Here is a 25,639-nt window from a genome sequence, read left to right as displayed (position 1 = left end):
ATACTTGACTAATTTACTCTGGTAATTAAAATTTGCACTCTTTTGTGCGGAGGGCGTTATGAAGTTAACATCAAAAGGCAGGTATGCCGTTACAGCTATGCTGGATGTTGCACTGCACACAGGTGTAGGTCCTGTTGCCCTTGCTGATATTTCACAGCGACAAGAAATTTCTTTGTCTTACCTTGAACAGTTGTTTGCCCGTTTACGTAAAAACGGTTTGGTAAGCTCTGTTCGCGGCCCTGGCGGTGGTTATTTATTGGGGCGTAAAGCGGACGCTATTTCTGTTGGTGATGTGATAAATGCAGTAGATGAGTCAGTTGATGCAACACGTTGCCAAAAAAGTGATATAGGTTGCCAAAGTGGTATGCGCTGTTTAACTCACAATTTGTGGTCAGAATTAAGTGCACGAATAGAAGAATTTTTAGATAATATTACCCTTGCTGAATTGGTAGAGAAATCTGATGTGAAAGAAATCGCATTACGCCAAGATAACAGTGTTAATGATGCAATTAAGCAGTTGGAAAATATTCAAGTAAGCTGTCAACTTTAAGGTTGACCTGCAGCGGAGAGAGAAATGAAGTTACCGATTTATTTAGATTACGCAGCAACCACGCCTGTTGACGAACGTGTTGCCAAAGAAATGATGCAATGCCTGACAATGGACGGTAATTTTGGTAATCCTGCGTCACGTTCACATAGGTTTGGTTGGCAAGCTGAAGAAGTGGTTGATCAAGCACGTACCGATGTTGCTGATTTAATTAATGCAGACCCACGTGAAATTGTTTTCACTTCGGGTGCAACTGAATCAAATAACCTAGCAATAAAAGGCGCAGCACAGTTTTACAAAAAGAAAGGTAAGCATATTATTACCGCTAAAACTGAGCACAAAGCTGTAATCGACACGTGTCGTGAGCTTGAGCGTCAAGGTTTTGAAGTAACCTATATGGATGTTGAAGAAAACGGCCTACTTGATTTACAAAAACTTGCCGACACTATGCGTGACGACACCGTACTTGTAAGCATCATGCATGTTAATAACGAGCTAGGTGTAATTCAAGATATCGCTACTATTGGCGAAATGTGTCGCGAACGTAAAATTATGTTCCACGTAGATGCAGCACAAAGCGCAGGTAAAGTATTAATTGACGTACAACAGCTTAAAGTTGATTTTATGTCGTTCTCAGGCCACAAAGTATATGGTCCTAAAGGTGTTGGTGCACTTTACGTTCGTCGTAAACCGCGCGCTCGTTTAGAAGCACAAATGCACGGTGGCGGCCACGAACGTGGTATGCGCTCTGGCACACTTGCTACGCATCAGTTAGTGGGTATGGGTACAGCGTTTAGAGTTGCTAAGCAAGATTTCGAAAAAGACCATGCACATATAAGCGCCCTACGTAAGCGCTTAATTGACGGTATTATGAGTGATATGGAAGAAGTGTACTTTAACGGTACACAAGACCAATCAGTACCAGGCATTGTAAATATCAGCTTTAACTTTGTTGAAGGTGAGTCGTTACTAATGGCAGTAAAAGACATTGCAGTATCGTCAGGTTCAGCCTGTACGTCAGCAAGCTTAGAGCCTTCTTATGTTTTACGTGCACTTGGCCGTAACGACGAATTAGCACATAGCTCAATTCGTTTTAGTATTGGTCGTTTTACCACCGAAGAAGAGATTGATTACACCGTTGAGTTAATGAAAAACTCTATCGGTCGCCTACGTGAAATGTCTCCACTTTGGGAGATGCATCAAGAAGGTATTGATTTAGATTCAGTTGAATGGGCTCACCACTAATAATAGTGCGAGTACATACCTAGCAGGTAGTGAGGATAGAATTATGGCTTACAGTGATAAAGTAATCGACCACGTAGAAAACCCACGTAACGTAGGTGTTTTAGACAAAAATGATCCGTCAGTGGCAACGGGTATGGTAGGCGCACCAGCATGTGGTGACGTAATGAAGTTACAAATTAAAGTATCTGCCGATGGTATTATCGAAGATGCAAAATTTAAAACGTATGGTTGTGGTAGTGCAATTGCTTCATCTTCACTGGTAACAGAGTGGGTTAAAGGCAAAACACTAGAGCAAGCAGCGACTATTAAAAATACTGATATAAGTGCAGAGCTAGAGTTACCACCAGTGAAAATTCACTGTTCAATTTTAGCCGAAGATGCAATTCAAGCAGCAATTGCAAATTATAAAAGTAAACAAGCGAAGTAAGAGAGTTCCATGGCAGTGACATTGACAGATGCGGCAGCAAACCGCGTACAATCATTTTTAGCAAATCGCGGTAAAGGTTTAGGCCTGCGCGTTGGCATTAAAACGACGGGCTGTTCAGGTCTTGCCTATGTACTTGAGTTTGTTGACGAGCTAAACGACGACGACGAAACATTTGTAGCAAAAGGCGTTACCTTAATTGTTGATGCTAAAAGCTTAGTTTACATTGACGGCACGCAGCTCGATTACACTAAAGAAGGCTTGAATGAAGGGTTTAAATTTACTAACCCTAATCAAGCTGACGAGTGTGGTTGTGGCGAAAGCTTTACCGTTTAAATTTAAACGTGTTTTGAATACCTAAGTTACTTGGGTATAAAACAAGCCCTGCCAATAAACGTAGGGCTTTGTTATTTTTGAAATTAATTTCTGAATATTATTGGTTGAAGTTATGCGCTATTTTGAGTTATTTGCAATACCAGTTGACTACAATATTGATTTAGTAATAGTTAACAAGCACTACTTAGAGCTACAGCGTGCAGTGCACCCCGATCGCCATGCCAACGCCAGCAGTCGCGATAAATTAATGGCCGTGCAAAGCGCCGCAGAAATTAACGACGCACTACAAATATTAAAGCACCCAGTAAAGCGTGCCGAATATATGTTAAGTGAGTTGGGTGTCGATATTCGTGCTGAGCAACAAACCTTGCAAGATCCGGCATTTTTAATGCAGCAAATGGAACTTCGCGAAGAGTTAGAAGAGCTAACGTCAGCGAGCGATCCTGACACTGCAATCGCTAATTTTGAAAAGCAAATCAAGCAACTTAACGAACAATACAGTGCACAACTTGCACAGCAATTAGCAAGTAACGACGAGCAGCAATACCAAGCTGCTGCAGATAATGTTCGTAAACTAAAATTTGTTTATAAACTACGTGACGAACTAGAGCGTATTGAAGACAGTTTATTTGATGACTAATCACCTAACTTGCTAATTTATAAAGCAAGGTAAAGCGAGTTTAAAAAATATTATGGCATTATTGCAAATTGCTGAGCCGGGGCAGAGCGCGGCACCACATGAACATAAACTAGCCATAGGTATTGACCTAGGTACAACTAACTCATTGGTAGCCACGGTACAAAGTGGCGAAGCACGCACCTTAACAGATGACTTAGGTGAAGCAATGCTTCCTTCGGTAGTGCGCTATCAGGCGGGTGGGATCACTGTAGGCAGCGAAGCTGTAAAATCAGCAACGCAAGATCCCGTTAATACGCTAATTTCAGTCAAGCGCTTTTTAGGTAAAACCCAAGCAGAAATAGAACAAAGCTATGGGCAACTACCGTATCAATTTTGTCAGCACGATGGTGCACTTGCCATAGAAACTGCTGCTGGAAAAATCAGCCCAATTAAAGCATCTAGCCATATTTTAGCTGCATTAAAAGCCCGTGCAGAACAAAGCTTTGGTAATCAAGAAATATTAGGTGCAGTTATTACCGTACCAGCATACTTTGATGACGCTCAGCGCCAAAGTACAAAAGATGCCGCAGAGCTTGCTGGTATTAACGTACTGCGATTATTAAACGAGCCAACAGCAGCCGCTGTTGCTTATGGTTTAGACTCGGGTCAAGAAGGTATTATTGCTGTTTACGATTTAGGCGGTGGCACCTTTGATATATCAATTTTGCGCTTGCATCAAGGTGTATTTGAAGTATTAGCTACCGGCGGCGACTCAAGCCTAGGCGGCGATGATTTTGACTCACTGATTGTTGATTACTTAAAGCAGCAAACGGGTGTTACTGGTTTATCTCCTTCAAACTTACGTTTATTTATTAATAAAGCTAAAGCTTGTAAAGAAGCGCTCAGCCAATACCAAACAGTTAATGTTGGGCTTGAGTTTGATGATGAAAAACACATGGTTGAAGTAACGCGCGAAAAACTCGATGAGCTTGCGATACCACTCGTTAAAAAAACGCTTCGTTCTTGTCGCCGTGCTGTAAAAGATGCTGGTATTGAGAACGAAGAAGTGCTGCAAGTCATTATGGTGGGTGGCTCTACTCGCATGCCATTAGTGCGTAGCCAAGTCAGTGATTTTTTTAATAAAGAAGCATTAACGTCCATTGATCCCGATCGCGTTGTAGCGCTAGGTGCTGCGTTGCAAGCAGATGTGTTAATTGGTAATAAACCTGATTCAGATATGTTGTTACTCGACGTATTACCATTATCGCTAGGTCTTGAAACTATGGGTGGCTTGGTGGAAAAAATTATTCCACGTAATACCACTATTCCAGTAGCACGTGCTCAAGAGTTTACTACTTTTAAAGATGGCCAAACAGCCATGTCGTTGCACGTACTACAAGGTGAGCGCGAATTGGTAGACGATTGTCGTTCTCTCGCTAAGTTTAGTTTAAAAGGTATTCCACCAATGGCCGCCGGTGCTGCACATATTCGGGTTACGTTTAAAGTAGACGCCGATGGCTTACTTAGTGTATCGGCAATGGAAAAATCGACAGGCGTACAAGCAGATATTCAAGTTAAACCGTCATTTGGTTTATCAGACGACCAAGTATCTAATATGCTAAAAGAGTCAATGAGCAACGCTAAAGGCGATATGCAAGCGCGTATGCTCAAAGAGCAACAAGTAGAAGCACTACGTGTAATTGAAGCACTAGAAGCATCACTTGCGAGTGACGGTGGTTTACTTGACGAAGCACAGCTAGTACATTTACGAGCTGAAATTGCAGAGTTGGTAAAAGTGCGTGAGAATGCGCAGCAACCAAACGAGATTAAAACCGCGATTGAAAAAATGGATAACGCCAGCAGCGATTTTGCCGCACGCAGAATGGATGCATCAATTAAAAAAGTTCTTACTGGGCAGTCAGTAGACAATATTTAAGAGAGATTAGAATGCCACAAATTATTTTTCTTCCCCATCCAGAATTGTGTCCAGATGGCGCTGCAATTGAAGCACCTAGTGGTCAAACGGTTCTTGATGTTGCCCTTAAAAATGGCATTAGCATTGCTCACGCATGTGAAAAGTCATGTGCGTGTACCACGTGCCACTTAGTGATCCGCGAAGGCTTTGATTCGCTAGAAGAAAGCGACGAGTTAGAAGACGATATGCTTGATAAAGCATGGGGCTTAGAGCCAGAGTCGCGCTTAGGTTGCCAAGCAATTATTAGAGATGAAGACCTAGTGGTTGAAATACCTAAGTATAACGTTAATATAGTTAATGAAGAGCACTAGCTTTTAACGATTAATATAATAAAAGCCGCTGTTTAATACAGCGGCTTTTTTGTTTGTACACCGCAGGGTAGGCGGGAGTTTACCTCGCGCAGATTTATCTAAAAAGTTAGCCTTGGCTCTATGGCACGCATTAAAAGCTAACACCTTAAACGTAATTTGGAGGTTTATTTTGAGTAATCATATTTTTTCTGACTCGTTTATTAATGGTGAATTTTATAAAACAGACACACACTTTAGTGTTGATGATCCTGCTACCGAAAAAAGCATTGTTGATGTAAGCGATATTGATGAGCAGGGTGTGAATAATGCAATTGTTGCAGCTCAAAGCGCATTTGTTAAATTAAAAGCAACCAATGCTACGCAGCGAAGCGAAACCTTGATGCGCTGGTATGAGCTAGTTATAAAACACAAGCAAACGCTTGCAGAGTTAATGACCAAAGAGCAAGGTAAACCACTTAAAGAAGCGTTGGGCGAAATTGATTACGGCGCAGGCTTTATAAAATGGTTTGCCGAGGAAGCTAAGCGCAGTTATGGCGATGTTATACCTGCTACCGACAATAGCCATAGATTAACCAGCTTTAAGCAGGCTGTAGGAGTTGTTGCAGGGATCACACCATGGAATTTTCCTGTTGCTATGATCACGCGTAAAGTTGCCCCCGCTTATGCAGCCGGTTGTAGTTTTATATTAAAGCCTTCTGAGCACACCCCATTATGCGCTATTGCACTTGCCTATTTAGCCGATCAAGCAGGGTTTGAAAAAGGGGCATTTAACGTCTTAGTATCGCAAAATGCTAAAAAAGTAGGAAAAATACTAACCGACTCTGAGATAGTGCGTAAGTTTACTTTTACCGGCTCAACGGGTGTAGGCAAGCAGTTATTAGCGCAATGCGCAGGCACTATTAAGCGCACTTCTATGGAGCTTGGAGGAAATGCACCTTTCATTATTTTTGATAATGCTGACCTCGATGCAGCTATTGAGGGGGTAATGGCGGCTAAGTTTAGAAATAGTGGGCAAGCTTGTGTTGCTGCAAACCGTATCTTTATTCAACGTAATATTATTGATGCGGTACTAAATAAACTAACCCCTAAGGTGGCTGCTTTAAAAGTCGGTAATGGCTTTATAGCAGATGTTGATATTGGCCCGCTTATTTACCCTAAGGCGAAAGAAAAAGTACAGCAGCTAGTACAAGACGCACTAGATAAAGGGGCAATATTGATTGGTGATAACAGTGATTTAGGTGGCAGCTTTCAAAACCCGCTGATTGTAAATAACGTCACTACCGACATGGATATTTACCATGAAGAAGTATTTGGCCCAGTATTAACAATTATTCCTTTTGATGATGAAAGCGAAGTACTTACCCTAGCAAACGACGTACCTTACGGCTTAGCCGCTTATTTTTATAGCCAAAATATTAAGCAGGTTTACCGCATTAGCGAAGGTCTTGAGTTTGGCATGATTGGTGTAAACGAAGGTGTTATTTCTAACCCTGTAGCGCCATTTGGTGGCGTTAAGCAATCGGGCCTTGGCCGCGAAGGGGGGCATCAAGGGTTAAATGAGTACCTAGAAGAAAAATACGTGTGTATTAAAATTTAAATATCCAAAAAATAGTTTAGCAGTTTAGGGACAAATATTTAATGCTTAGATTAAAATTTATAGCTTGAAATAGAGTCCCTATCTCGTCTTAATTAGTGCTCAGTAATAATAAATATTTATAAAACAACCTTTGTTAAAAGCAAAAATTCAAATGGATAGTAAGTTAATTATATGTGTTTTTTGGTAGTAAATGCAGTGATTATTCATTGTTTATTAAAATAAATGAAATAATAAAGCATTATAGTTGCGGCTTTTGAATTTATAAATTATCCTTTCGATATATGGAATTTTAAGAGAAAATCATTCAAATGAATCAAGATGCGATTAACCAGGAAGTTACGTTTGGTATTGATGAAGAGCTGGTTTCAACTACGGATTTACAAGGAGTAATAACTTACGCAAATGAAAAGTTTTGCGAAGTTGCTGGCTATACCCTCAATGAGCTAGTAGGGAATAACCATAGTATGGTGCGCCACCCAGATATGCCCAAAGCTGCGTTTGCCGATTTATGGTTTAATTTAAAGAATAATATAGCTTGGCGAGGAGCAATTAAAAACAGATGTAAAAATGGTCAGTATTATTGGGTTGATGCATTTGTAACGCCTATTTATGAAAATGGTAAAAAAATAGGGTATCAGTCAGTTCGACGCCGATTATTGCCAGAGTATTTAAACAGCGCTGAAAAATTATATAAACGTATTAATAATGGCAAGTCGATAAATACTTTAACCGATAAAATATCGGCATTTAAGTTTCCTATTTTTTTGTGTTGTAGTGCACTTTTAGCGTGGTTAATTAGTTACTCACTTTTTTTTATTGTACTCTTTATTCCTCTTCCTTTTATTATTTATTATGACCAACTCGTTCTATCGCAACACCACGTTAATAAAAGAAAAGCAGAGTCAGATAGTATTTCTCGATATGTATTTTCAGGCAGGAATACTTTTAGTTTTGCCGATTTTCAAATTAAATTATTAGAAGGGAAGGTAACAACCATTGTAGGGCGAATTATTGACGGCACACTAAGCCTAGAAAAAGGTGCTAACTCGCTCAAAGCTGTAGCACAAAAATCTAAATTGGGAGTAGAAAAAGAGGCTGCTGAGCTCCATCAAGTATCTTCTGCCGTTGAACAAATGGTTAATTCAATCGATGAAGTTGCTAAAAATACCATAGTTACCACTCAAAAAGTAAATCAAGCACACGCAAATTGCGAAGCTGCTACCACAGCAATGTCTTATACTATGAAAGAGGTTTCTTTATTGGCTCGTGAGGTTGATAACTCTGCAAACTCAGCAACCGACCTTGCAAAAGAAGCGGGGAAAATTGGCGATATAATGCAAGAAATTCAAGGTATTGCAGATCAAACTAATCTACTTGCTTTAAATGCGGCTATAGAGGCTGCTCGAGCAGGTGATCATGGGCGAGGGTTTTCTGTAGTTGCAGATGAGGTTCGTGCATTGTCAAGCAGAACACATTCAGCAACGGAGCAAATAAAAACATCTATATCTGAAATGCAATTAACCTTATTAAGCTGGTCTAAAACGATGGAGTTAGGTAAAAATGCTGCTGAAAGTTGTGTTAAAGAAACGCAGCAAACTCAAAAAATTGTTTCACAAGTTCATGCTTCTATTACAGACATTTCAGATTTAGCAATGCAAATATCTACTGCTGCTGAAGAGCAGAATATGGTTTCTCAAGAAATTAGCCGTAATATTTTTAACATTAGTGAGGCTTCAGCAGAAAATTTAATACAAGCTCAATCTGTTGAAAATGAATCTGATTCAATAGATAAGCGTTCAAAAATGCTTGCATCGCTAGGGCTTTCTTTCAAGGTCGGTTAAACCATAGCGCGAAAGAGCGTTTACTTCTGGCCGCTTCTTCCACACCTATTCACAAAACTGGTACAAACTTGTTAACAATGGCTGGCGTATTTCATCACGCTCAAATAATAGTTCGTGCTTAGCACCGGCAAAGCTTTTTATTACTGCCTGATTATGTCGGTTTGCTAATTTATATTGCGCGGTGTTATCTACTACTTCGTCGCGCTCTGCGCTGGCAATAAACAGCGGAATATTTATGCTTAACTTATCAACCGATGCAATAAAGGTGAATGCGGCTTGTAGCCAACCATAGGTTACGCCACCAAGTTGCAGTAGTGGGTCTTGATAAGTTTGCCTAAAGTTTTTATAACGCACTTGGCTGCTAGTTAATGTATTTAAGGCAAACTCATCTGGGCTGTAATCGTTTTGCCCAAGGGCATAACTTTGTGAAAAACCGAAAAGCACAGCTGCGTTAGCAATTAGTTTTGCCAACGGTTTTGGGGTGTTTTTAGTGTGAATATCAAACATGGGTGCCGATAAAAACAATCCACTAAAACTATTTTCAAAGTGGGCTAAATAGTCAAAGGCAATTGCACCGCCCATTGAGTGGCCAAGCAGTATTTTTTTGCCTTGCCAGTGGTTATCAACAATTTGTTGATTAAATAAATGCAGGTCGTGGCGATAATCAGTAAAGCATTTTACATAGCCTTTATGCTTATTAGCTAACTGTCGGTAAGAGCGACCTTGGCCTTGATGATCAACAATAAACACGGCAAAATTATTAGTGTACAGCTCCCACAATAGCTCTTTGTATTTATCAAGCCCTTCAATGCGCCCAGAGCTAATAACAATCGCGGTATGCGCATGCTCAGGTTTTGCATAGGCGTAAAATAACTGCCCGGCAGGGGTATTTAAATAGGCTTTAACTAGGGTGTTGTTATAAAAATCATTAATACTGGGTTGATTATTAACAAGCTCGTTTTCACTACTGTAAAACATTCTCTACTCTTTTATTATTGGCAAAGTAACCATGGCGCACAGGCCACCTTGTGGTTTATTTGATAAAACCAAGCTGCCGCCATGAGCAATAATCGCATTTTTGGCAATCGCTAAGCCTAAACCCGTGCCACCACTCACTCGGTCTCGCGCATCTGACTGCCTAAAAAACGGCTCACATAGCTTACTAAGCTGGTTGTTTGGTACACCTGGGCCATCATCACATATTTCAATATAAATGGCATCACCGTGCTTTAGGGTAAGGCTAATAGTGTGCTGTGCATATTTAATCGCGTTGCGCAGTAAGTTTTCCAGTGCGCTGGCAATTAGCGCTTCATCGCAATTTAGTGTTACCGCCGCCGAGCCGCTTACTTGCAGTTGCTTGTTGTGCTGTTTTGCTTCAAAGGTGGCATCGTTAAGTACATGATCAACAATATCTTGCAGTGACTGTTTGTGTAGCGATAACGCTTGGCTATTTGCCTCCAAACGCGACACTTGCAATACATCGGCAATCATTTTATCAAGCTGGTTGGCTTCCTTTTCTATGCGTAGTAAATATGATTGGCTGGCTTCGTTAGCTTGCATTTGCGCAAGGCCGGTCGCCATTTTTAAGCGAGTAAGTGGCGAACGTAGCTCGTGGGATATATCAGCCAGTAGGCGCTTTTGTGCGCTAATTAATTGCGCTAATTGGTCGGCCATACGGTTAAAGTCGCGCCCTAATATTCCCAGCTCATCTTTACGATTTACCGAAATTGCGGCGCGCGCTGTTAAATCCCCCGCAGAGAGTTTTATAGCGGCTTTTTTTAAGCTATTAATAGGGGCAATTAAGTTACGGCTAAATAAAAAACTTAAAATAAGTGAGGCAATTATAGCAATTGATATTTTTATCCAACCCGGCATTAACTTTAACCGCAGATATAGCGGCGTATGGTTGTAAATATCTATTTCATATAAATAAAAATCACCTTCAGGTACTCTAATTTTTATTGGCCCAATTGCTTGGTATTTTTCGGTATAAATAACTTGCGGCGGCATGCTCTTAGTAAAGTTAAGCAAGCTTAAATCAACATCGGCGGGTATGCTTTTATTTGTTAGCGAATCTTCTAGCTGCTCTGCATTTAAATATAAAAGCTTACCATTAGTACGTCGAGGGTGCTTTAGCGTATCGTTAAGCGAACGCTTGTGCTTTATGGTAGAGCGCTCAATGTTTTTAGCGGTATAAGCTAAGTTTTTTTCCATCGGGCCATGCAAGGGGTTATAACTAACAGAGTTAATAGTTGTAACACTACTTAAAAATATAAGTGCCGCACCTGTGCCAATAATAGTTAACCAAAACCAAGTGAAAATTTTAAAAAACAAATAGTGCCGAGGATGTTTAAGCCAGCTAAAACTTGCCAATTTATTCGCCTTGAATAAAGACATAGCCCGTCCCTCTAATGGTTTTAATTAGCTCGTTAGGTAAGTGTTCAGCTATTTTTTTACGAATGTTGCTAACGTGCATATCAATAGAGCGATCAAACGAGGCTAAGCGCCTGCCAAGTACATCTTCACTTATTTGCTCTTTACTAACTACTTCACCAGCGCGCTTGGCTAGGAGTGCGAGTATTTCGTATTCGGTGCCAGTAAGGGTTAAGGTTGTTTGTTTAATTAAGGCTTCACGAGCAGCCAAATTAATAGTAATACCGTTAACCACTAATTTATTATTGCTAGTGGCATTCATGGTGGTTATATGTTCAATACGGCGCGTAATTGCTTTAACTCGGGCAAGTAACTCACGGTGATTAAAAGGTTTAGGTATGTAATCGTCTGCGCCAAGTTCAAGGCCAAAAATACGATCAAAATCTTCGCCTTTGGCGGTAAGCATAATTACCGGCGTAAGCTTGGTTTGCCTAAGTTGTTTAAGTACTTCAAAACCATCAAGGGTAGGCAGCATTACATCAAGTAGTATTAGTGCGTAGTCGTTCGTTTGCGCTAGTTTTAAGCCTTGCTCGCCGTCGTGTACGCTTTGCACGTTAAATCCTTGCGCGGTTAAATACTCGCTTAATAGCTCACACAAACCTGTGTCGTCATCAATCATTAATAGTTTCATTTTCAAACCCTTGGGTTGTGCCGTATGAGCTGATTTTACCTGCTAAATAGTACAAAAGTGAATCTTTACATAACCTTTACACTGCTTTGCGTTACTTTGCATTGCAGCGGGTATAGTTACCTCAACAGATTAAAACAACCAATCCAATAGTAAAGGTAATGATTATGACTAAAGTAAATACACTTTCAAAACTAGTACTTATTTGTGGCTTAGCAACCGCTACTTTCGGTGCAACCAGTGTTATGGCCAAAGGCGATATGCATAAGCAAGGTCGCCACTCACAAGCGCACTTTTTACTATCGGAGCGCGGTGCTGATAAACTCGATTTAACACAAGAGCAGCAAACTAAATTAGAAGCTATATTTGCAGCACAAAAAACGCAAATGCAAGCACTTAAAGGCACAGATAAAGAAGCGCGCAAAGCACAGCGCACCGCTCACAAAGCTAAAATGGAAAGCTTGTTATCGGCAGCAACGTTTGACGAAAATGCAGCAAAAGAGCTACTAGCTCAACGCCACGAAAAAGGTGAAGAAATGGGTTTAATTAAATTAAAAACTCAGCACCAAGTGTGGCAAGTTCTAAATGCAGAGCAGCAAGAAAAGTTTGCAAAAATGCAAAAGCGCATGGGTAAGAAAAAACATTCAAAATAGTCGGTGTTTAAATTACCCGTAGGTGGGGCTTTATGCCGCGCTGGTTAAATTTAAAAACTGCGCGAGGTAAACTCCCGCCTGCAAACTCCAGACAAAAGTAAAAGCCAAGATCGGTGTTTAAATTACCCGTAGGCGGGGGCTTGCCACCGCGCGCACGTAGTGCGAAAAGTATATTCACAAAGAGGTTAAGAGGCGCTGCGCTTTAGAGGAGTAAAAAGTAAATTAATTGTTTAAGCGGTTTCTCATTTACTCTCATTGACTTCTCTTTGTGAAAAGGGCTGGTTTTAGCTAGAGCCAAGCACGGTGTTTAAATTACCCGTAGGTGGGGCTTTATGCCGCGCTGGTTAAAACTTAAAAACTATTGCGCGAGGTAAACTCCCGCCTACAAACTCCAGACAAAAGACAAAGCCAAGCTCGGTGTTTAAATTACCCGTAGGCGGGGCTTTATGCCGCGCTGGTTAAAACTTAAAAACTATTGCGCGAGGTAAACTCCCGCCTACAAACTCCAGACAAAAGACAAAGCCAAGCTCGGTGTTTAAATTACCCGTAGGCGGGGCTTTATGCCGCGCTGGTTAACATTAAAAACATTGCGCGAGGTAAACTCCCGCCTACGGGTTGGGGGTTTATTGTAGGCGGGGCTTTATGCCGCGCTAGTTAAAACTTAAAAACTATTGCGCGAGGTAAACTCCCGCCTACAAGTTCAAGACAAAAGACAAAGCCAAGCAAGGTGCTTGGCTTATATACTTTGCTGCTCTCTAAACCTATTTATTACTTAAAAAGTCATCTTCATTTTTTGCCATCATGGCTTCTATGTCTTCAATCATGTCTTGGCTAAAATCTTCAGCTGAAGTGATAGGGGCTGAAATTCTGTTATTTTCAAACGACCATTCGCCTAAATCAATAAGCTGACAACGTTTTGAACAAAACGGGCGGTGTGGGCTTTGCTCTGACCATTCAACCTTACTTTTACAGGTTGGGCAGTTAACAATAGTTGGCATAGTAATCTCTCAATCTTGTTTTAAATGGTGCTGTCTAATAGCCAAACTCTAAGTCAGTTTAAATGCTTTTAGTATTGTATTGGCTTTTATAGAGTCGTATCATTTTTCAGATATCTGATATCTGATATCTGATATCTGATATCTGATATCTGATACCTGATACCTGATACCTGATATTAAAAACTCGTTACCCGATTAATCTCAGCTAGCGAGGTCATGCCGTCGGCTGCTTTACGAATGCCCGATAAACGCAGGTTATTAAATCCGGCTTTAAGCGACACTTCAGCTATTTCTAGTGAGTTACCACCGCGCATAATAATTTGTGCTATTTCTGGGGTAATTTTCATTACTTCGTAAATACCTACACGGCCTTTATAGCCATCGGTACAGTTTTCGCAACCTTTAGGAGCATACAGGGTCATTTCACTAATTTGTTGCTGGCTAAAACCTTGGCGTAGCAGTTCTTCATTAGGTAGGTTTTCGGGTGTTTTACATTTAGGGCATAAGCGGCGCGCTAGACGCTGGGCTATAATTAAGCTAATTGAACTTGCTACGTTATATGCCGGTACGCCCATGTTTAATAAGCGGGTAATGGTTTCGGGCGCCGAGTTAGTATGCAAGGTCGAAAGCACTAAGTGACCTGTTTGCGCCGCTTTAATTGATATTTCAGCGGTTTCTAGGTCACGTATTTCACCTACCATTACTACATCGGGATCTTGGCGTAAAAATGCCCGTAGTGCGTTAGCAAAAGTCATATCGGCTTTAATATTAATTTGTACTTGGTTAACCCCTTCGAGGTTAATTTCTACTGGATCTTCGGCGGTACTAATATTACGCTCAGGCTGGTTTAATATATTTAAGCCGGTGTAAAGCGATACTGTTTTACCCGAGCCAGTAGGCCCAGTTACTAATATCATCCCTTGTGGTTGTTCAAGCGCATCCATATACAGCTTTTTTTGCTCGGGTTCGTAACCTAATACATCAATGCCAAGCATGGCGCTTGATGAATCAAGAATACGCATTACAATTTTTTCGCCCCATAAGGTAGGCATGGTGCTTACCCGAAAATCGACACTTTTACGCTCGGTTATTTTTAGCTTAATACGGCCATCTTGTGGTTTACGTTTTTCGGCAATATCAAGGCGCGACATTACTTTAATACGCGCCGAAAGCTTAGTAGCTAAGCTGTTTGGTGGGCTGGCTACTTCGTGCAAAATACCGTCAATTCTAAAACGAATTCGGTATTTGTGCTCATAGGGTTCAAAGTGTAAATCAGACGCACCTTTTTTAATCGCATCCATTAATATTTTATTGATGTAAACAATGATTGGTGCATCGTCTTTATCATCATCTTTAGAGGTGTCTTTTTGGATATCGGCGTCTAGTTCGGCAAACTCTTTAAACTCGTCATCACTTAAATTTAAGCTGCCAGTGGCATCAAGCAATTGTTCTATTTTTTTATCGAGTTGAATGTAGTCAACCACTACCACTTCGCAAGACAAACCAGTACTAAATTCAAAGTTTTCAAATGCGCCGTAATCGGTAGGATCAGAGGCGGCAATATACACTTTTCTGCCTTTTTGTACTAAAGGCAAAATATGATGCTTACGGATCAGTTTTTCTTTTATTAACTCAGGAGAAATAAGTGCAGTATTAAAGTCTTTTAAATCAAAAAAAGGCACCCTAAATAAATCAATGCATTGCGCCGCTAAATCTTTACTGTCAATTTTTCCGCATTTAGCAATAAGCTCAGCGGTAGAGGCAAACTCTTGCTGTTTAGTTTTTACTATATCGGCATCAACACGGCCAAGGGTAATAAATTTTCTTAATAACGGTGAGTTAATATTCATTGCGCACCTGTATAAATCCTTCAATAGTTAGCAATTTATCAGAAAAAAGCAGGGATTACATTGCCCATCACAATCTAGGCTAATTTTAGCAACTAAAATAGCTGTTTTTAAAATTTATGGCTATTTTAACGCCAATTTTAAATAGCCTTTATGCAAAGCTATTAAGTCGTGCTTAACTAGAGTTAGGCTGCGATCGTTATTTAAAATATCATCTGCTTGTTGTTGTTTTTGTTCACGCGACATTTGCGCGGCAATAATACTATTTACTTGCTCTAAGCTTATGTTATCACGTTTAACCGTACGCTCTATTTGCACGTTTTTTGGCACGTCTATAAGTAAAGTGCGGTTACAGTATTTATCTAGGCCGTTTTCAAAAAGTAGCGGGGCAACAAGTACCACATAAGGGCTGGTGGCGTTATTTAAATCAGTAATAATTTGCTGGCGAATAAGTGGGTGTAATAGGGCATTTAACCAGTTTTTATGCTCATTATTGCTAAATACAAGCTCGCGCAAAGCACTGCGGTTTAAATTGCCGTCGGCTAAGAGAATATCAGCACCAAAGTGTGCAACAATTGCCTTTAGTCCTTCGCTGCCAGGCTCAACGACTTGGCGTGCAATAATATCGGCATCAACAACGCAAATACCCAGCGCTTCAAGCATGTTACTTACAGCTGTTTTACCACAGCCTATACCGCCAGTTAAACCCAGTACCCAATTATTTATGCCCGTTACTTTAACTGTTTGTTCACTCATATTAGTAACCAATTAAATTAAAGTAACTAGCTTGCAATTGCTCGCCCCATAACATGGTGATCCAGCCTGCAATGGCAAGGTAAGGGCCAAATGGAATGGGCGTGGCTTTGTCTTTTCCCTGAATAGTTAATAGCACAATACCAATAATTGCACCCACTACGCTCGAGAGCAAAATAATGGTTAATAATGATTGCCAGCCAAGCAAAGCACCAAACACGGCAAGTAATTTAAAATCGCCATAGCCCATACCTTCTTTACCGGTAAGTAATTTAAATAACCAAAATACGCTCCACAAGCTTAAATAGCCGCAAGCAGCGCCAATAATGGCATCAGTTGGGGTAACGGTATAGCCAAGCACTGCAGCAATAAGTGCCAGCCATACAAGCGGTAGGGTAATTTGATCGGGCAGTAACATATGGTCAATATCAATAAAGGTAAGTGCCACTAAAGCCCAAGTAATTGCTATATAAAGTAAAGCCTGCTCGGTAGCGCCTAAGCTATACGCAACAACTAAGCTTAATAGTGCAGTTATTGCCTCTACAATAGGGTAGCGAGCCGATATAGGGTTACTACAATTGGCGCATTTACCTTTTAAAAATAACCAGCTAATAATAGGAATGTTTTGCCATGCTTTAATTGCGGTTTTACATTTAGGGCAGGTAGAGTTGGGTTTTACTAAATTAAAAGAAGAGTTTAAATCTGAGTTAAAAGGCTCGTTGGTGTTTGCTTTATTATTTTTAAGTTCGCTTTCTAACAGCAGCCGGCATTCGCCTTGCCATTCGCGTTGCATCATTAATGGCAAACGAAAAATAACTACATTTAAAAAACTACCAACACATAAACTCACCAAGCCAATAGTGGTTAAATAAAACCACAACTCGTTTTGCATTACTGTAGTTATATCTAGAAATAAATTTTGCATTGCATTACCTAAAAACTATTTATAAAAGTTATGTGAAAAACACTATCACAAAGAGAAGACAATGAGGGTAAATGAGAAGCTATTAAACAAGTTAACATTTTAAGCTATCACTTTTCATTACTCTAAAGCGCAGCTTGCTCTTAACCTCTTTATGAATAAATTACTTAAAAACCTTTTGCACAAAGAGAAGACAATGAGGGTAAATGAGAAGCTATTAAACATTTTAAGCTATCACTTTTCACTACTCTAAAGCGTAGCGCTCTCTTAACCTCTTTGTGAATAAATTACTTAAAGACCTTTTGCACAAAGAGAAAACAATGAGAGTAAAAGAGAAGCGACTTAAACAATTCATCTATTTTTTACTTCTCTAAAGCGTAGCGTGCTCTTAACCTCTTTGTGAATATTTTATTAGAACGTCAATTCACTAATCTATAATGCTACTTTTCCGAAGCCTAAAACTAAATAACAGAGCCAAGTTGGAATATAGGTAAATACATGGCAATAATTAAACCACCAACTAATACGCCGAGTACAGCCATAATCATTGGCTCTAGGAGGCTTGATAGTCCATCTACTGCGTCATCAACTTCTTGCTCATAAATAGTCGCTACTTTGGCTAACATGCTATCAAGTGATCCCGACTCTTCACCAATAGCCACCATTTGTATTACCATATCAGGAAATATTTTAGAGTTACGCATTGCCCAGTTCATTTGGTTACCCGAGCTTACTTCGGCTTTAATATCTAAAATAGCATAACGATAAACCGCATTACCCGAGGCGCCTGCAGCAGAATCCAGCGCATCTACTAGCGGCACACCAGCAGCAAAAGTGGTCGAAAGCGTACGCGCGTAGCGGGCTACAGCCGCTTTATTTAAAATCATACCAATAACGGGGAGCTTCAATATTGCTCGGTCGGTAGCATCACGTAACTTTAAACTTTTAAGGTGTGCTTCTTTAAAAGCCCAACCAAAGGCAAACATTATTATAAGTATTATCCACCAGTATTCTTGCATAAATTCAGATATGCCAATTACAAATAAGGTAAAAGCAGGGAGTTCAGCGCCAAAGCCGGCAAAAATATCCTGAAACTGCGGTACTACAAATATTAGTAGTATTGAGGTAACAATAAGTGCGATAACTAATACAGCAATAGGGTAAAACATTGCTTTTTTAATTTTTGATTTGAGCGCTTCAGACTTTTCTTTATAAATGGCCACACGGTCGAATATTTTATCTAAAGCACCCGATTGCTCACCCGATGCCACTAAATCACAATATAAATCATCAAAATAACGTGGATGGCGCCTTAGTGCTTGCGATAACGGTTGGCCAGCTTTTACTTCGCCAGCAATATTGTCCATTAATTTACTAACACTTTTATTGGAAGAGCCTGATCCTATCATTTCAATTGACTGAATAAGCGGTACACCCGCCGTTAACATGGTGGCTATTTGACGAGTGACTAAGGCAATATCTTTTGGGGTGATTTTTTGAGTACTAGCTAAGCCAAATAACGGTTTGGCTTTTCGCTTAACCTTTGAGGGAGTAATACCTTGTTTACGTAGTTGTGCCTTAACTAGTGCAATGCTAGAACCAGTCATTTCACCTTCAAGGCGCTTTCCTCGAGTGCTAACACCTATCCATTGGAAAGTGTCTAGGTTTTTATTAGGTTGTTTTACCATAAGTATTAATCACACTTCCCCATAAACAAAAAAGGTAGCTTTAACAAAAAGTTACCTGGAAAATTAACCTTAAATATTAGCTATTACATGAGCTAGGCAACCAGCTTGCTTTAGCATCATCAGGAACAGTTCCTGTACATTTCCACTCACTCAGAGCAAATCCAGCACTAAAGTCATCGGCTTCTGCATCAGCAGCATCATCACCAAGACCTTTTTTAGGGGTTAAAGTGATAGATAAGCCTTTTAAATCACTATCTGTTGGTGAAGTTACAGTAATTACACCTGCATCTGAAACAGCAAGAGTCTCGACATACTTTGTTGCACTGAAATCTGCATCACAAGAATCTGGGTTGCCGCCTATTTGTGCCTTTTCACTCGCGCATGTTTTGGCGCTACTTGCGGCAAGTAAAAGCTCAGATGCTTTAGCTCTTGCTGTATAGTCTTGGTATTGCGGCAGTGCTACTGCTGCCAAAATACCTATTATTGCTACTACGATCATTAATTCAATTAGGGTGAAACCCTTTTGGTTCTGTTGTGTCATTGTTTTCATGTTTCCTCTCCTAAAGGATAATGTTGTGGTAAATAAACGCTATTAAAGGTAGCACAAGTGCTGGGTATTATGTTTATTTTACCGGTTTACTTAAAAATAAACTTTATTGCAAAGTGATTGTAGTTTGTATAAACAAAAATGCACTACGTAATAAATGATGCTGGTTTTTAGTGCTATAACCAGTTTAATTTTAACTCTTTTTTATTAATAATTTTTTGTTACGTATTTATAATATTATCTATTGCTAAAATAGGTAACTGGTATAAAAGGCGCTATTAGTTAACAAAAAATTAAACTTTAATCCTTTCGGGTTGTTTAATGCTTTATAGCCGCTATTGTCAATGAATTAGCACTATTTTAATTTATGGTCAGTGTGATAATCAATCAAATCGCATCGACAAATCGATTGATTGTAAGTTTTTTGTTAACGCCCCGCTCGATATAAAGTCTACCCCTGCTTGTGAGTAAGTTTTAAGCGTTTGCAGGGTCATATTCCCCGAAACCTCAAGTTTTGCGCGTTTGTTAGTAACCACTACCGCTTGCTTAATTTGCTCTACGTTAAAGTTGTCGAGCATTATAATATCGGCACCCGCATCAAGCGCTTGTTTTAGATCAACAAGTGATTCAACTTCTACTTCTATTGGTTTGTTTGGTTGGTTTTGTTTAGCTTGCGCTATTGCTTTGTTTATACCGCCACACGCTGCTATGTGATTTTCTTTTATTAAAAACGCGTCGTATAAACCAATACGGTGGTTTGCACCGCCGCCACATTTAACGGCGTATTTTTGTAAAATGCGTAAACCAGGTATGGTTTTACGAGTATCGAGTAGTTGGGTTTTTGTACCCGCAAGTTCTTTTACATAATGAGCTGTGGTAGTAGCAGTACCCGAAAGTGTTTGCACAAAGTTAAGTGCTGTACGCTCGGCAGTTAAAATAGCGCGAGCCGAGCCTGTTGCTGTAAATAAAGTGCTGTTAGCGGTAACAGCATCACCATCGTTTACGAGTACATTTACTACAACGCTTGGATCTACTTGTTTAAATACTTCAATAACTAGGTCTTTACCACAAAATATGCAGTCTTCGCGGGTGATTACTTTAGCATTGGCTTGCTCGTTAGCAGGAATAAGTTGCGCGGTAATGTCGCCATTTTCAGCATTTTGGTAATTTAAATCTTCACCAAGTGCAAGAGTAACTAGTTGACTAACTAAAGTGTGTGGAATAGGCATGAAAAAGCTCATAACAGTAAATAAATTAAGCAAATTTTACTATGTTTGAAATGTAATAACCAGCTTTGTGGTAAAGGCAGGTTTTAGGGAAAGAGCAGGTTTTGGGCAGAGATCAAATCAAGCACGGTGTTTAAATTACCTGTAGGCGAGGGGCTTGCCACCGGGCGCACGCAGTGCGAAAAAACATACTCACAAAGAGGTTAAGAGGCGCTGCGCTTTAGAGAAGTAAAAAAATAAATTAGTTGTTTAAGTGGCTTCTCATTTACTCTCATTGGCTTCTCTTTGTGAAAAGGGCTGGTTTTAAGTAGAGCTAAGTCAAGTTCGTGGTTTGGTAAGCTTTTATTGCTTCGTCTATCATTTTTAAATTAAATCCTTTAGCATCGATGTTATGTCGATCTTTTTATTCAAATTATGAACATAGATTTAAATGGGGTGGTAAATTGTGCTGTGCAGCGTGGTTGTTCGCATTTTGATGAGCGCCCGAGTGATACTGATGTTTCTTTATTGGTAATTCACAATATATCCTTGCCGGCGGGGCAGTTTGGTACACCTTATGTTGATGATTTATTTATGGGTACGCTTAATTGTGAAGCGCATAGCAGCTTTAGCGATTTACACGGTGTGCGGGTGTCGGCGCATTGCTTTATTAAACGCAGCGGGGAGCTAGTGCAGTACGTGCCATTAACTAAACGAGCATGGCATGCTGGGGCGTCTGAGTTTAAAGGGCAAACTAACTGCAATAACTTTAGCATTGGCATTGAGCTTGAGGGAACCGACACCACAGCTTATACTTTAGCGCAATACACCAGTTTAAAAACACTAAGTAAAGCCATAATGCAACGCTATCCAAATATAACAATAGAGCGAATAGTAGGGCATTGCGATATAGCACCAGGGCGAAAAACGGACCCCGGTAGTAGCTTTAATTGGCATTTATTTTTAACTATGCTTAAACAATCAGGCTAAGTGAGTAACAACAATGATTTTGGTTTCGATAATAATTGCATTAATACTTGAGCGCTTAGGTGCTCGTTCAGCCCATTGGCAAATTAGCTATTATGCAGACGGTTATGTAAATCGCTCGGCAAACTTACTTACTAATAAAGGCGTATTTGGCTCAGGTTTTGGTTTTTTAGTGTGGTTGCTTTTACCTGTACTGGCTATTGGTTGTTTATATTTGTTATCTGACTTTGTGCTGTGGCAACTTATTTTTAATGTAACAATATTACTCGTGTGTTTTGGTTGTGCTAAACAGCGTGCTTTATATAAGTCGTACTTAAACGCTTTAACGCGAGATGATAAAACTGCAGCCACTTTATATGCACTGCAAATAGGCCAAAATCGCACAGAAGAAGAACAAGACGGCGAAACAGTAGGGCAAACCCTGGCGTGGGTTAATTTTAGGTTTTACTGTGCGGTTATTTTTTGGTTTGTAATATTAGGCGCAGCCGGTGCTGTTTTATATGCACTTGTACGTACATTCGCCGACTTAGTAACGCAAGATGACGATGAAATAATTGCAAAGCACTCTAAAATGCTGCACAGATTATTATTTTGGCTTGACTGGTTACCAGCGCGTATTACCAGCTTTGGCTATTTAGTAATAGGTAACTTTAATAAAGGCACTAGTTGCTGGTTACGCTACGCGCTTGATTTTACAAGCGCTAATCGTAAAGTAGTTACTTGTACTGCTTTAGCTGCAGAGCAGGTAGAAAAACGCTACTACGACTGCGCGTACGAAGCCACTTGTATGATTAAGCTGGTAAAACGTAATGTATTATTTTATTTAGTAATTATTGCGTTATTAACCCTGTTTGGTGGATTGGATTAAGTTTAATCAATACGATCAAATATGCCTTTAATACTCAGGGCTTGGGGCTTTAAATTGTTATAGGCATGGCTTTATGCCATGCCTATATAAAATACAGTAATAAGTATTAGCGTGGAGATTAAAAATGAATCACCACGAAGCCCTATTTCTGACATTTCCCACAAAACACAGTACTTCTTTGCCCTAGCCTTACTTCTTGTAGTTCGCTTTTACACACCAAGCAAGGTTGCCCTTTACGACCGTACACTAAAAGTTGCTGAGCAAAGTAACCCGGTTTCCCGTCGCTTTGGGCAAAATCTTTTAAGGTAGTGCCACCTTGGGTTATTGCCGCGGCTAGCGTGTCTTTAATTATAGGAATAAGCGCTTCAAAACTTTTCAGCGATACTTTACCAGCTTCGCGGCGAGGGTCTATTCCCGCTTTAAATAACGATTCGTTAGCGTAAATATTACCGACCCCTACGACGATGGCGTTATTCATTATAAATTGTTTTACCGGCACTTTTTTATTGCGTGATTGCTGATACACCTGTTTCGCAAAAAACTCGTCAGTAAGCGGCTCAGGCCCAAGCTTTGCCAGTAACTTATGAACAGAGCCCGGCGCTTGCCATAGGCAGCAACCAAAGCGGCGCGGATCGTTTAAGCGCAGCGCTTTACCGTTAGCAAAAATAAATTCTATATGATCGTGTTTTTTAAGTGGCTCGTTAGCACTTACTACACGTAAATTGCCCGACATACCTAAATGCAAAATAGTAGAGCCTAACTCACAGTGTAATAACAAATATTTTGCGCGGCGCTCAACGCCCGTTACGGTTAAACCCGTTAGCTGATATACATCGTCTGGCACCGGCCAACGCATGCTGCCATTATGAATATTTACCTTAGTAACAACTTGGTTTAAAACATGCGGGGTTATGCCCATGCGGCTTACTTCTACCTCTGGTAATTCAGGCATTTATACACTCACTTTATTATAAAGGTTATTGGTCGCTCGGGGTTGAGCTAGGAAACAACTGTTTAACTACGGCTAAATCAAGCACAAATACACGCTGACTATTTTTTTCGAGTAAATAATACTGGCCATCGTCCTTGTAAAGTAAATACACCCAAGGTAATGGTTCGCCCGCCAGTTCAAAGGTAGCTACCGAGAGTGGTGCATTAGGATTAAACACCACCGATTCATGAACCGACATAAGCTGAGCACTTTGCCATAAGTTAACCAGTTCGCCTAGCTGCTGCTCCGTACCTTGCCAAGTAAGCGGCACATCGTTTTGTAATGCGGTTGTACGCCAACTTGTGCCTATACGTTCAATTTTTTGATCAACAAAACTCAACGTTAATACAAAACTTTGTATTGGTAACACTGGTTGCAGTACCGGCTCGTTATTATTACCACCAATATCTTTGTGCCAACCATTTAAAAAGAAGATCATAATTAACATCGAAAAAATAATAACGTTGTTCCAACCTTTACGGCTTAATTGCATGCTCGATGTTCCTAATTAGTTCAATAGTTTAAAGTGTAACCAAAACTTAATTACACTGTCTATATGTTAAATCCACTATACTTTGTTAGAATACGCGCAAATTTTTAGGAGTTTCATCAATGTCAATGTATGTAGTGGGCCATAAAATCCCAGATTCAGATTCAATATGCGGCGCAATTGCACTCGCTTATTTAAAAAACCAAATTAATGAACCAGCCATTCCAACGCGTCTTGGTGAAATTTCACCAGAAACTCAATTTATTCTTGATAAATTTGGTTTCGAAGCGCCAGAGCTAAAGCTTAGCTACGCCGGCGAAGATGTGTATATTGTTGACCACACAGAAAAAACCCAAGCACCAGATGATATAGACCAAGCTCGCATAGTCGGCGTAGTAGATCACCATAAGCTTGGCGACCTAACTTCATCAGCACCACTAGAGTGTTGGATTCGCCCTGTAGGTTGTTCAAACACCATAATTAAAATGATGTACGATTTTTACAATGTAGAAATCCCTAAAAACATCGCCGGTATTATGATGTGCGCTATTTTAAGCGACACCGTTATTTTTAAATCGCCAACGTGCACTACTGCCGATATTAAATGTGTTGAAGCGCTAGCAGAAATAGCCGGTATTGACGATCCTAAAGAGCTCGGCATGGAGATGTTTCGCGTTAAATCGGCAGTTGCCGACACGCCTATACGCGACTTAGTTATGCGCGACTTTAAAGACTTTAACATGAACGGTAACCTAGTAGGCATAGGCCAACTAGAAGTGATCGACCTTGCAGTATTTGATGATATTAAAGCTGATTTAGCGACCGATATCGCCAAGCTTAAAACTGAAGGTAACCGCCACTCAGTATTTTTACTGCTTACCGACATCATGAAAGAAGGCTCAGAAATGCTAATTGCATCAGACGACGCAAACCTAGTAGAGCAAGCTTATGGTGAAAAACCAGCAGACGGAAAAGTATGGCTAGACGGCGTACTAAGCCGTAAAAAGCAAGTAGTGCCACCACTACAAGACGCTTTTCAAAAGTAAAATATAAACTCTTAGAGCATATTTATATTTAAAACACCGCGTGTAGCTAAACGCGGTGTTTTTGTTTTAAATCGCAATTAAATAGCTTAATGTTGCCATCGAATACAAGTGCAGTACTTATTAAACACAGTATTGCTTTATCAAGGTTCTAATCACATAGCTGAGCGCTTTAAACTGCTTTAAAGTTCAAACGGGGCTACGCCTACGGCTTTCATTGTGTAGCCTACTTGGGCTATTTCGCCAGACCATGTTTGGGTGCTAATTACACCAGTCACTACAATAGCGTCGTATAGGCTGTCTATGGGGACACCGCCTTTAATGGTTACATGCACTATTTGATTTGGCGGCGGCGGCGGTACGTGTATACAGGCGCCAAAATAAGGAACCAGTAAAAATTCGGTAATTACTTCACTGTCGCCTTCAAGTGGTACTACAAAACCCGGTAGGCTTACCGATTTACCATCAAGTGCTTTTACTACAGGGGCGTTTAGATCTGGTTGAACCCAGTTTTGCTCACTGCCTTCGTGGTTAGCTTGCGCTTGGGTGTTTATTTGCATATGACCTTGTGGAATTAGGTCTTCCCAAAAAATTTCTTTGGGTGGATTTGCACTACTAACAAAGCTGGTTAGCATTAAGCTTACCAAGGCGATGTATTGAAAAATTGTTTTTAAAAACGTCATGATTGTCC

At 40.2% G+C, this 25,639-nt stretch carries 26 protein-coding genes; 13 read left to right on the top strand and 13 right to left on the bottom strand.

What is annotated here, in order from left to right; translation table 11 throughout:
• Nucleotides 1–58 precede the first annotated feature (58 nt).
• The 9 genes from iscR (at nt 59) to CIK86_RS11205 (ending at nt 8,895) form a co-directional block, all read left to right on the top strand.
• The gene (gene iscR, locus CIK86_RS11245) at nt 59–550 is read left to right on the top strand and encodes a Fe-S cluster assembly transcriptional regulator IscR (protein WP_011329317.1); all 492 of its coding nucleotides are present in this window, start codon (nt 59–61) and stop codon (nt 548–550) included.
• Nucleotides 551–574: 24 nt separating this feature from the next.
• On the top strand, nt 575–1,792 hold the full coding sequence (locus CIK86_RS11240) for an IscS subfamily cysteine desulfurase (protein WP_011329316.1): 1,218 nt from the start codon (nt 575–577) through the stop codon (nt 1,790–1,792).
• A 43-nt stretch (nt 1,793–1,835) separates the two neighbouring features.
• Nucleotides 1,836–2,219 (top strand): Fe-S cluster assembly scaffold IscU, encoded by a 384-nt coding sequence (iscU, locus tag CIK86_RS11235; protein WP_011329315.1) that lies wholly within the window; start codon nt 1,836–1,838, stop codon nt 2,217–2,219.
• Nucleotides 2,220–2,228: 9 nt separating this feature from the next.
• Nucleotides 2,229–2,552 (top strand): iron-sulfur cluster assembly protein IscA, encoded by a 324-nt coding sequence (gene iscA / locus CIK86_RS11230; RefSeq protein WP_011329314.1) that lies wholly within the window; start codon nt 2,229–2,231, stop codon nt 2,550–2,552.
• A gap of 112 nt (nt 2,553–2,664) precedes the next feature.
• Nucleotides 2,665–3,192, top strand: a complete 528-nt coding sequence (hscB, locus tag CIK86_RS11225) for a co-chaperone HscB (protein ID WP_041454584.1) — start codon at nt 2,665–2,667, stop codon at nt 3,190–3,192.
• A 52-nt stretch (nt 3,193–3,244) separates the two neighbouring features.
• A complete protein-coding gene (hscA, locus tag CIK86_RS11220) occupies nt 3,245–5,107 on the top strand; it encodes a Fe-S protein assembly chaperone HscA (protein ID WP_086996583.1) in 1,863 nt (620 codons plus the stop codon).
• A gap of 11 nt (nt 5,108–5,118) precedes the next feature.
• Nucleotides 5,119–5,457, top strand: coding sequence for an ISC system 2Fe-2S type ferredoxin (fdx, locus tag CIK86_RS11215; RefSeq protein ID WP_011329311.1), 339 nt, complete (start codon nt 5,119–5,121; stop codon nt 5,455–5,457).
• A gap of 169 nt (nt 5,458–5,626) precedes the next feature.
• Entirely contained in the window at nt 5,627–7,054 is a 1,428-nt protein-coding gene (locus CIK86_RS11210) for an NAD-dependent succinate-semialdehyde dehydrogenase (protein ID WP_086996655.1), read from the top strand.
• A gap of 308 nt (nt 7,055–7,362) precedes the next feature.
• Nucleotides 7,363–8,895 carry a PAS domain-containing methyl-accepting chemotaxis protein gene (locus CIK86_RS11205; RefSeq protein WP_254910740.1) on the top strand — a complete coding sequence of 511 codons (1,533 nt, stop codon included), beginning with the start codon at nt 7,363–7,365 and terminating at the stop codon, nt 8,893–8,895.
• Nucleotides 8,896–8,940: 45 nt separating this feature from the next.
• Here CIK86_RS11205 and CIK86_RS11200 read toward each other — a convergent pair whose 3' ends face one another.
• The 3 genes from CIK86_RS11200 to CIK86_RS11190 are packed head-to-tail and all read right to left on the bottom strand — an operon-like array spanning nt 8,941 to nt 11,959.
• A complete protein-coding gene (locus CIK86_RS11200; protein ID WP_086996576.1) occupies nt 8,941–9,873 on the bottom strand; it encodes an alpha/beta fold hydrolase in 933 nt (310 codons plus the stop codon).
• Between the two features lie 3 nt (nt 9,874–9,876).
• The gene (locus CIK86_RS11195; RefSeq protein ID WP_041454327.1) at nt 9,877–11,292 is read right to left on the bottom strand and encodes an ATP-binding protein; all 1,416 of its coding nucleotides are present in this window, start codon (nt 11,290–11,292) and stop codon (nt 9,877–9,879) included.
• Complete coding sequence (locus CIK86_RS11190) at nt 11,270–11,959, bottom strand: response regulator transcription factor (RefSeq protein WP_086996573.1); 690 nt, start codon at nt 11,957–11,959, stop codon at nt 11,270–11,272. Before CIK86_RS11190 ends, CIK86_RS11195 begins: the two co-directional genes overlap by 23 nt.
• A 164-nt stretch (nt 11,960–12,123) precedes the next feature.
• On the opposite strand from CIK86_RS11190, the gene CIK86_RS11185 reads away from it, so the two are divergent.
• On the top strand, nt 12,124–12,609 hold the full coding sequence (locus tag CIK86_RS11185) for a Spy/CpxP family protein refolding chaperone (protein WP_086996570.1): 486 nt from the start codon (nt 12,124–12,126) through the stop codon (nt 12,607–12,609).
• Nucleotides 12,610–13,370: 761 nt separating this feature from the next.
• Here the strand turns inward: CIK86_RS11185 and yacG are convergent.
• The 7 genes from yacG to nadC all read right to left on the bottom strand — a co-directional run bounded on the left by yacG (nt 13,371) and on the right by nadC (nt 20,593).
• Nucleotides 13,371–13,607 carry a DNA gyrase inhibitor YacG gene (yacG, locus tag CIK86_RS11180; protein WP_086996566.1) on the bottom strand — a complete coding sequence of 79 codons (237 nt, stop codon included), beginning with the start codon at nt 13,605–13,607 and terminating at the stop codon, nt 13,371–13,373.
• Nucleotides 13,608–13,783: 176 nt separating this feature from the next.
• Entirely contained in the window at nt 13,784–15,457 is a 1,674-nt protein-coding gene (gene pilB / locus CIK86_RS11175; protein ID WP_086996563.1) for a type IV-A pilus assembly ATPase PilB, read from the bottom strand.
• 120 nt (nt 15,458–15,577) lie between these two features.
• Nucleotides 15,578–16,210 carry a dephospho-CoA kinase gene (coaE, locus tag CIK86_RS11170; RefSeq protein WP_086996560.1) on the bottom strand — a complete coding sequence of 211 codons (633 nt, stop codon included), beginning with the start codon at nt 16,208–16,210 and terminating at the stop codon, nt 15,578–15,580.
• A gap of 1 nt (nt 16,211) precedes the next feature.
• On the bottom strand, nt 16,212–17,132 hold the full coding sequence (locus tag CIK86_RS11165) for an A24 family peptidase (protein WP_086996557.1): 921 nt from the start codon (nt 17,130–17,132) through the stop codon (nt 16,212–16,214).
• 458 nt (nt 17,133–17,590) lie between these two features.
• Nucleotides 17,591–18,817 (bottom strand): type II secretion system F family protein, encoded by a 1,227-nt coding sequence (locus tag CIK86_RS11160; RefSeq protein ID WP_086996554.1) that lies wholly within the window; start codon nt 18,815–18,817, stop codon nt 17,591–17,593.
• Between the two features lie 76 nt (nt 18,818–18,893).
• Nucleotides 18,894–19,367 carry a prepilin-type N-terminal cleavage/methylation domain-containing protein gene (locus CIK86_RS11155; RefSeq protein ID WP_217896484.1) on the bottom strand — a complete coding sequence of 158 codons (474 nt, stop codon included), beginning with the start codon at nt 19,365–19,367 and terminating at the stop codon, nt 18,894–18,896.
• Nucleotides 19,368–19,747: 380 nt separating this feature from the next.
• On the bottom strand, nt 19,748–20,593 hold the full coding sequence (gene nadC, locus CIK86_RS11150; protein WP_086996551.1) for a carboxylating nicotinate-nucleotide diphosphorylase: 846 nt from the start codon (nt 20,591–20,593) through the stop codon (nt 19,748–19,750).
• A gap of 411 nt (nt 20,594–21,004) precedes the next feature.
• Here nadC and ampD point away from each other — a divergent pair, with 411 nt between their 5' ends.
• Together ampD and ampE are read left to right on the top strand one after the other, a co-directional pair.
• Complete coding sequence (gene ampD / locus CIK86_RS11145; RefSeq protein ID WP_086996548.1) at nt 21,005–21,559, top strand: 1,6-anhydro-N-acetylmuramyl-L-alanine amidase AmpD; 555 nt, start codon at nt 21,005–21,007, stop codon at nt 21,557–21,559.
• Between the two features lie 13 nt (nt 21,560–21,572).
• Nucleotides 21,573–22,424, top strand: a complete 852-nt coding sequence (gene ampE, locus CIK86_RS11140) for a beta-lactamase regulator AmpE (RefSeq protein ID WP_086996543.1) — start codon at nt 21,573–21,575, stop codon at nt 22,422–22,424.
• 142 nt (nt 22,425–22,566) lie between these two features.
• Here ampE and mutM read toward each other — a convergent pair whose 3' ends face one another.
• Both mutM and CIK86_RS11130 read right to left on the bottom strand, forming a co-directional pair.
• Nucleotides 22,567–23,376, bottom strand: a complete 810-nt coding sequence (mutM, locus tag CIK86_RS11135) for a bifunctional DNA-formamidopyrimidine glycosylase/DNA-(apurinic or apyrimidinic site) lyase (protein ID WP_058372547.1) — start codon at nt 23,374–23,376, stop codon at nt 22,567–22,569.
• A gap of 25 nt (nt 23,377–23,401) precedes the next feature.
• A complete protein-coding gene (locus CIK86_RS11130) occupies nt 23,402–23,908 on the bottom strand; it encodes a hypothetical protein (RefSeq protein ID WP_086996540.1) in 507 nt (168 codons plus the stop codon).
• Between the two features lie 119 nt (nt 23,909–24,027).
• Here CIK86_RS11130 and CIK86_RS11125 point away from each other — a divergent pair, with 119 nt between their 5' ends.
• Nucleotides 24,028–24,951 (top strand): manganese-dependent inorganic pyrophosphatase, encoded by a 924-nt coding sequence (locus CIK86_RS11125; protein WP_086996537.1) that lies wholly within the window; start codon nt 24,028–24,030, stop codon nt 24,949–24,951.
• Nucleotides 24,952–25,130: 179 nt separating this feature from the next.
• Here the strand turns inward: CIK86_RS11125 and CIK86_RS11120 are convergent, their stop codons facing one another.
• Nucleotides 25,131–25,631, bottom strand: a complete 501-nt coding sequence (locus tag CIK86_RS11120) for a DUF3299 domain-containing protein (RefSeq protein ID WP_086996534.1) — start codon at nt 25,629–25,631, stop codon at nt 25,131–25,133.
• Nucleotides 25,632–25,639: the final 8 nt, after the last annotated feature.

It is taken from the genome of Pseudoalteromonas sp. JB197 (genome assembly GCF_002332205.1).
GTDB lineage: Bacteria > Pseudomonadota > Gammaproteobacteria > Enterobacterales > Alteromonadaceae > Pseudoalteromonas > Pseudoalteromonas nigrifaciens.
The sequence above is the reverse complement of the archived record's forward strand: the minus strand, read 5'-3'. Positions and strand labels throughout refer to the sequence as shown.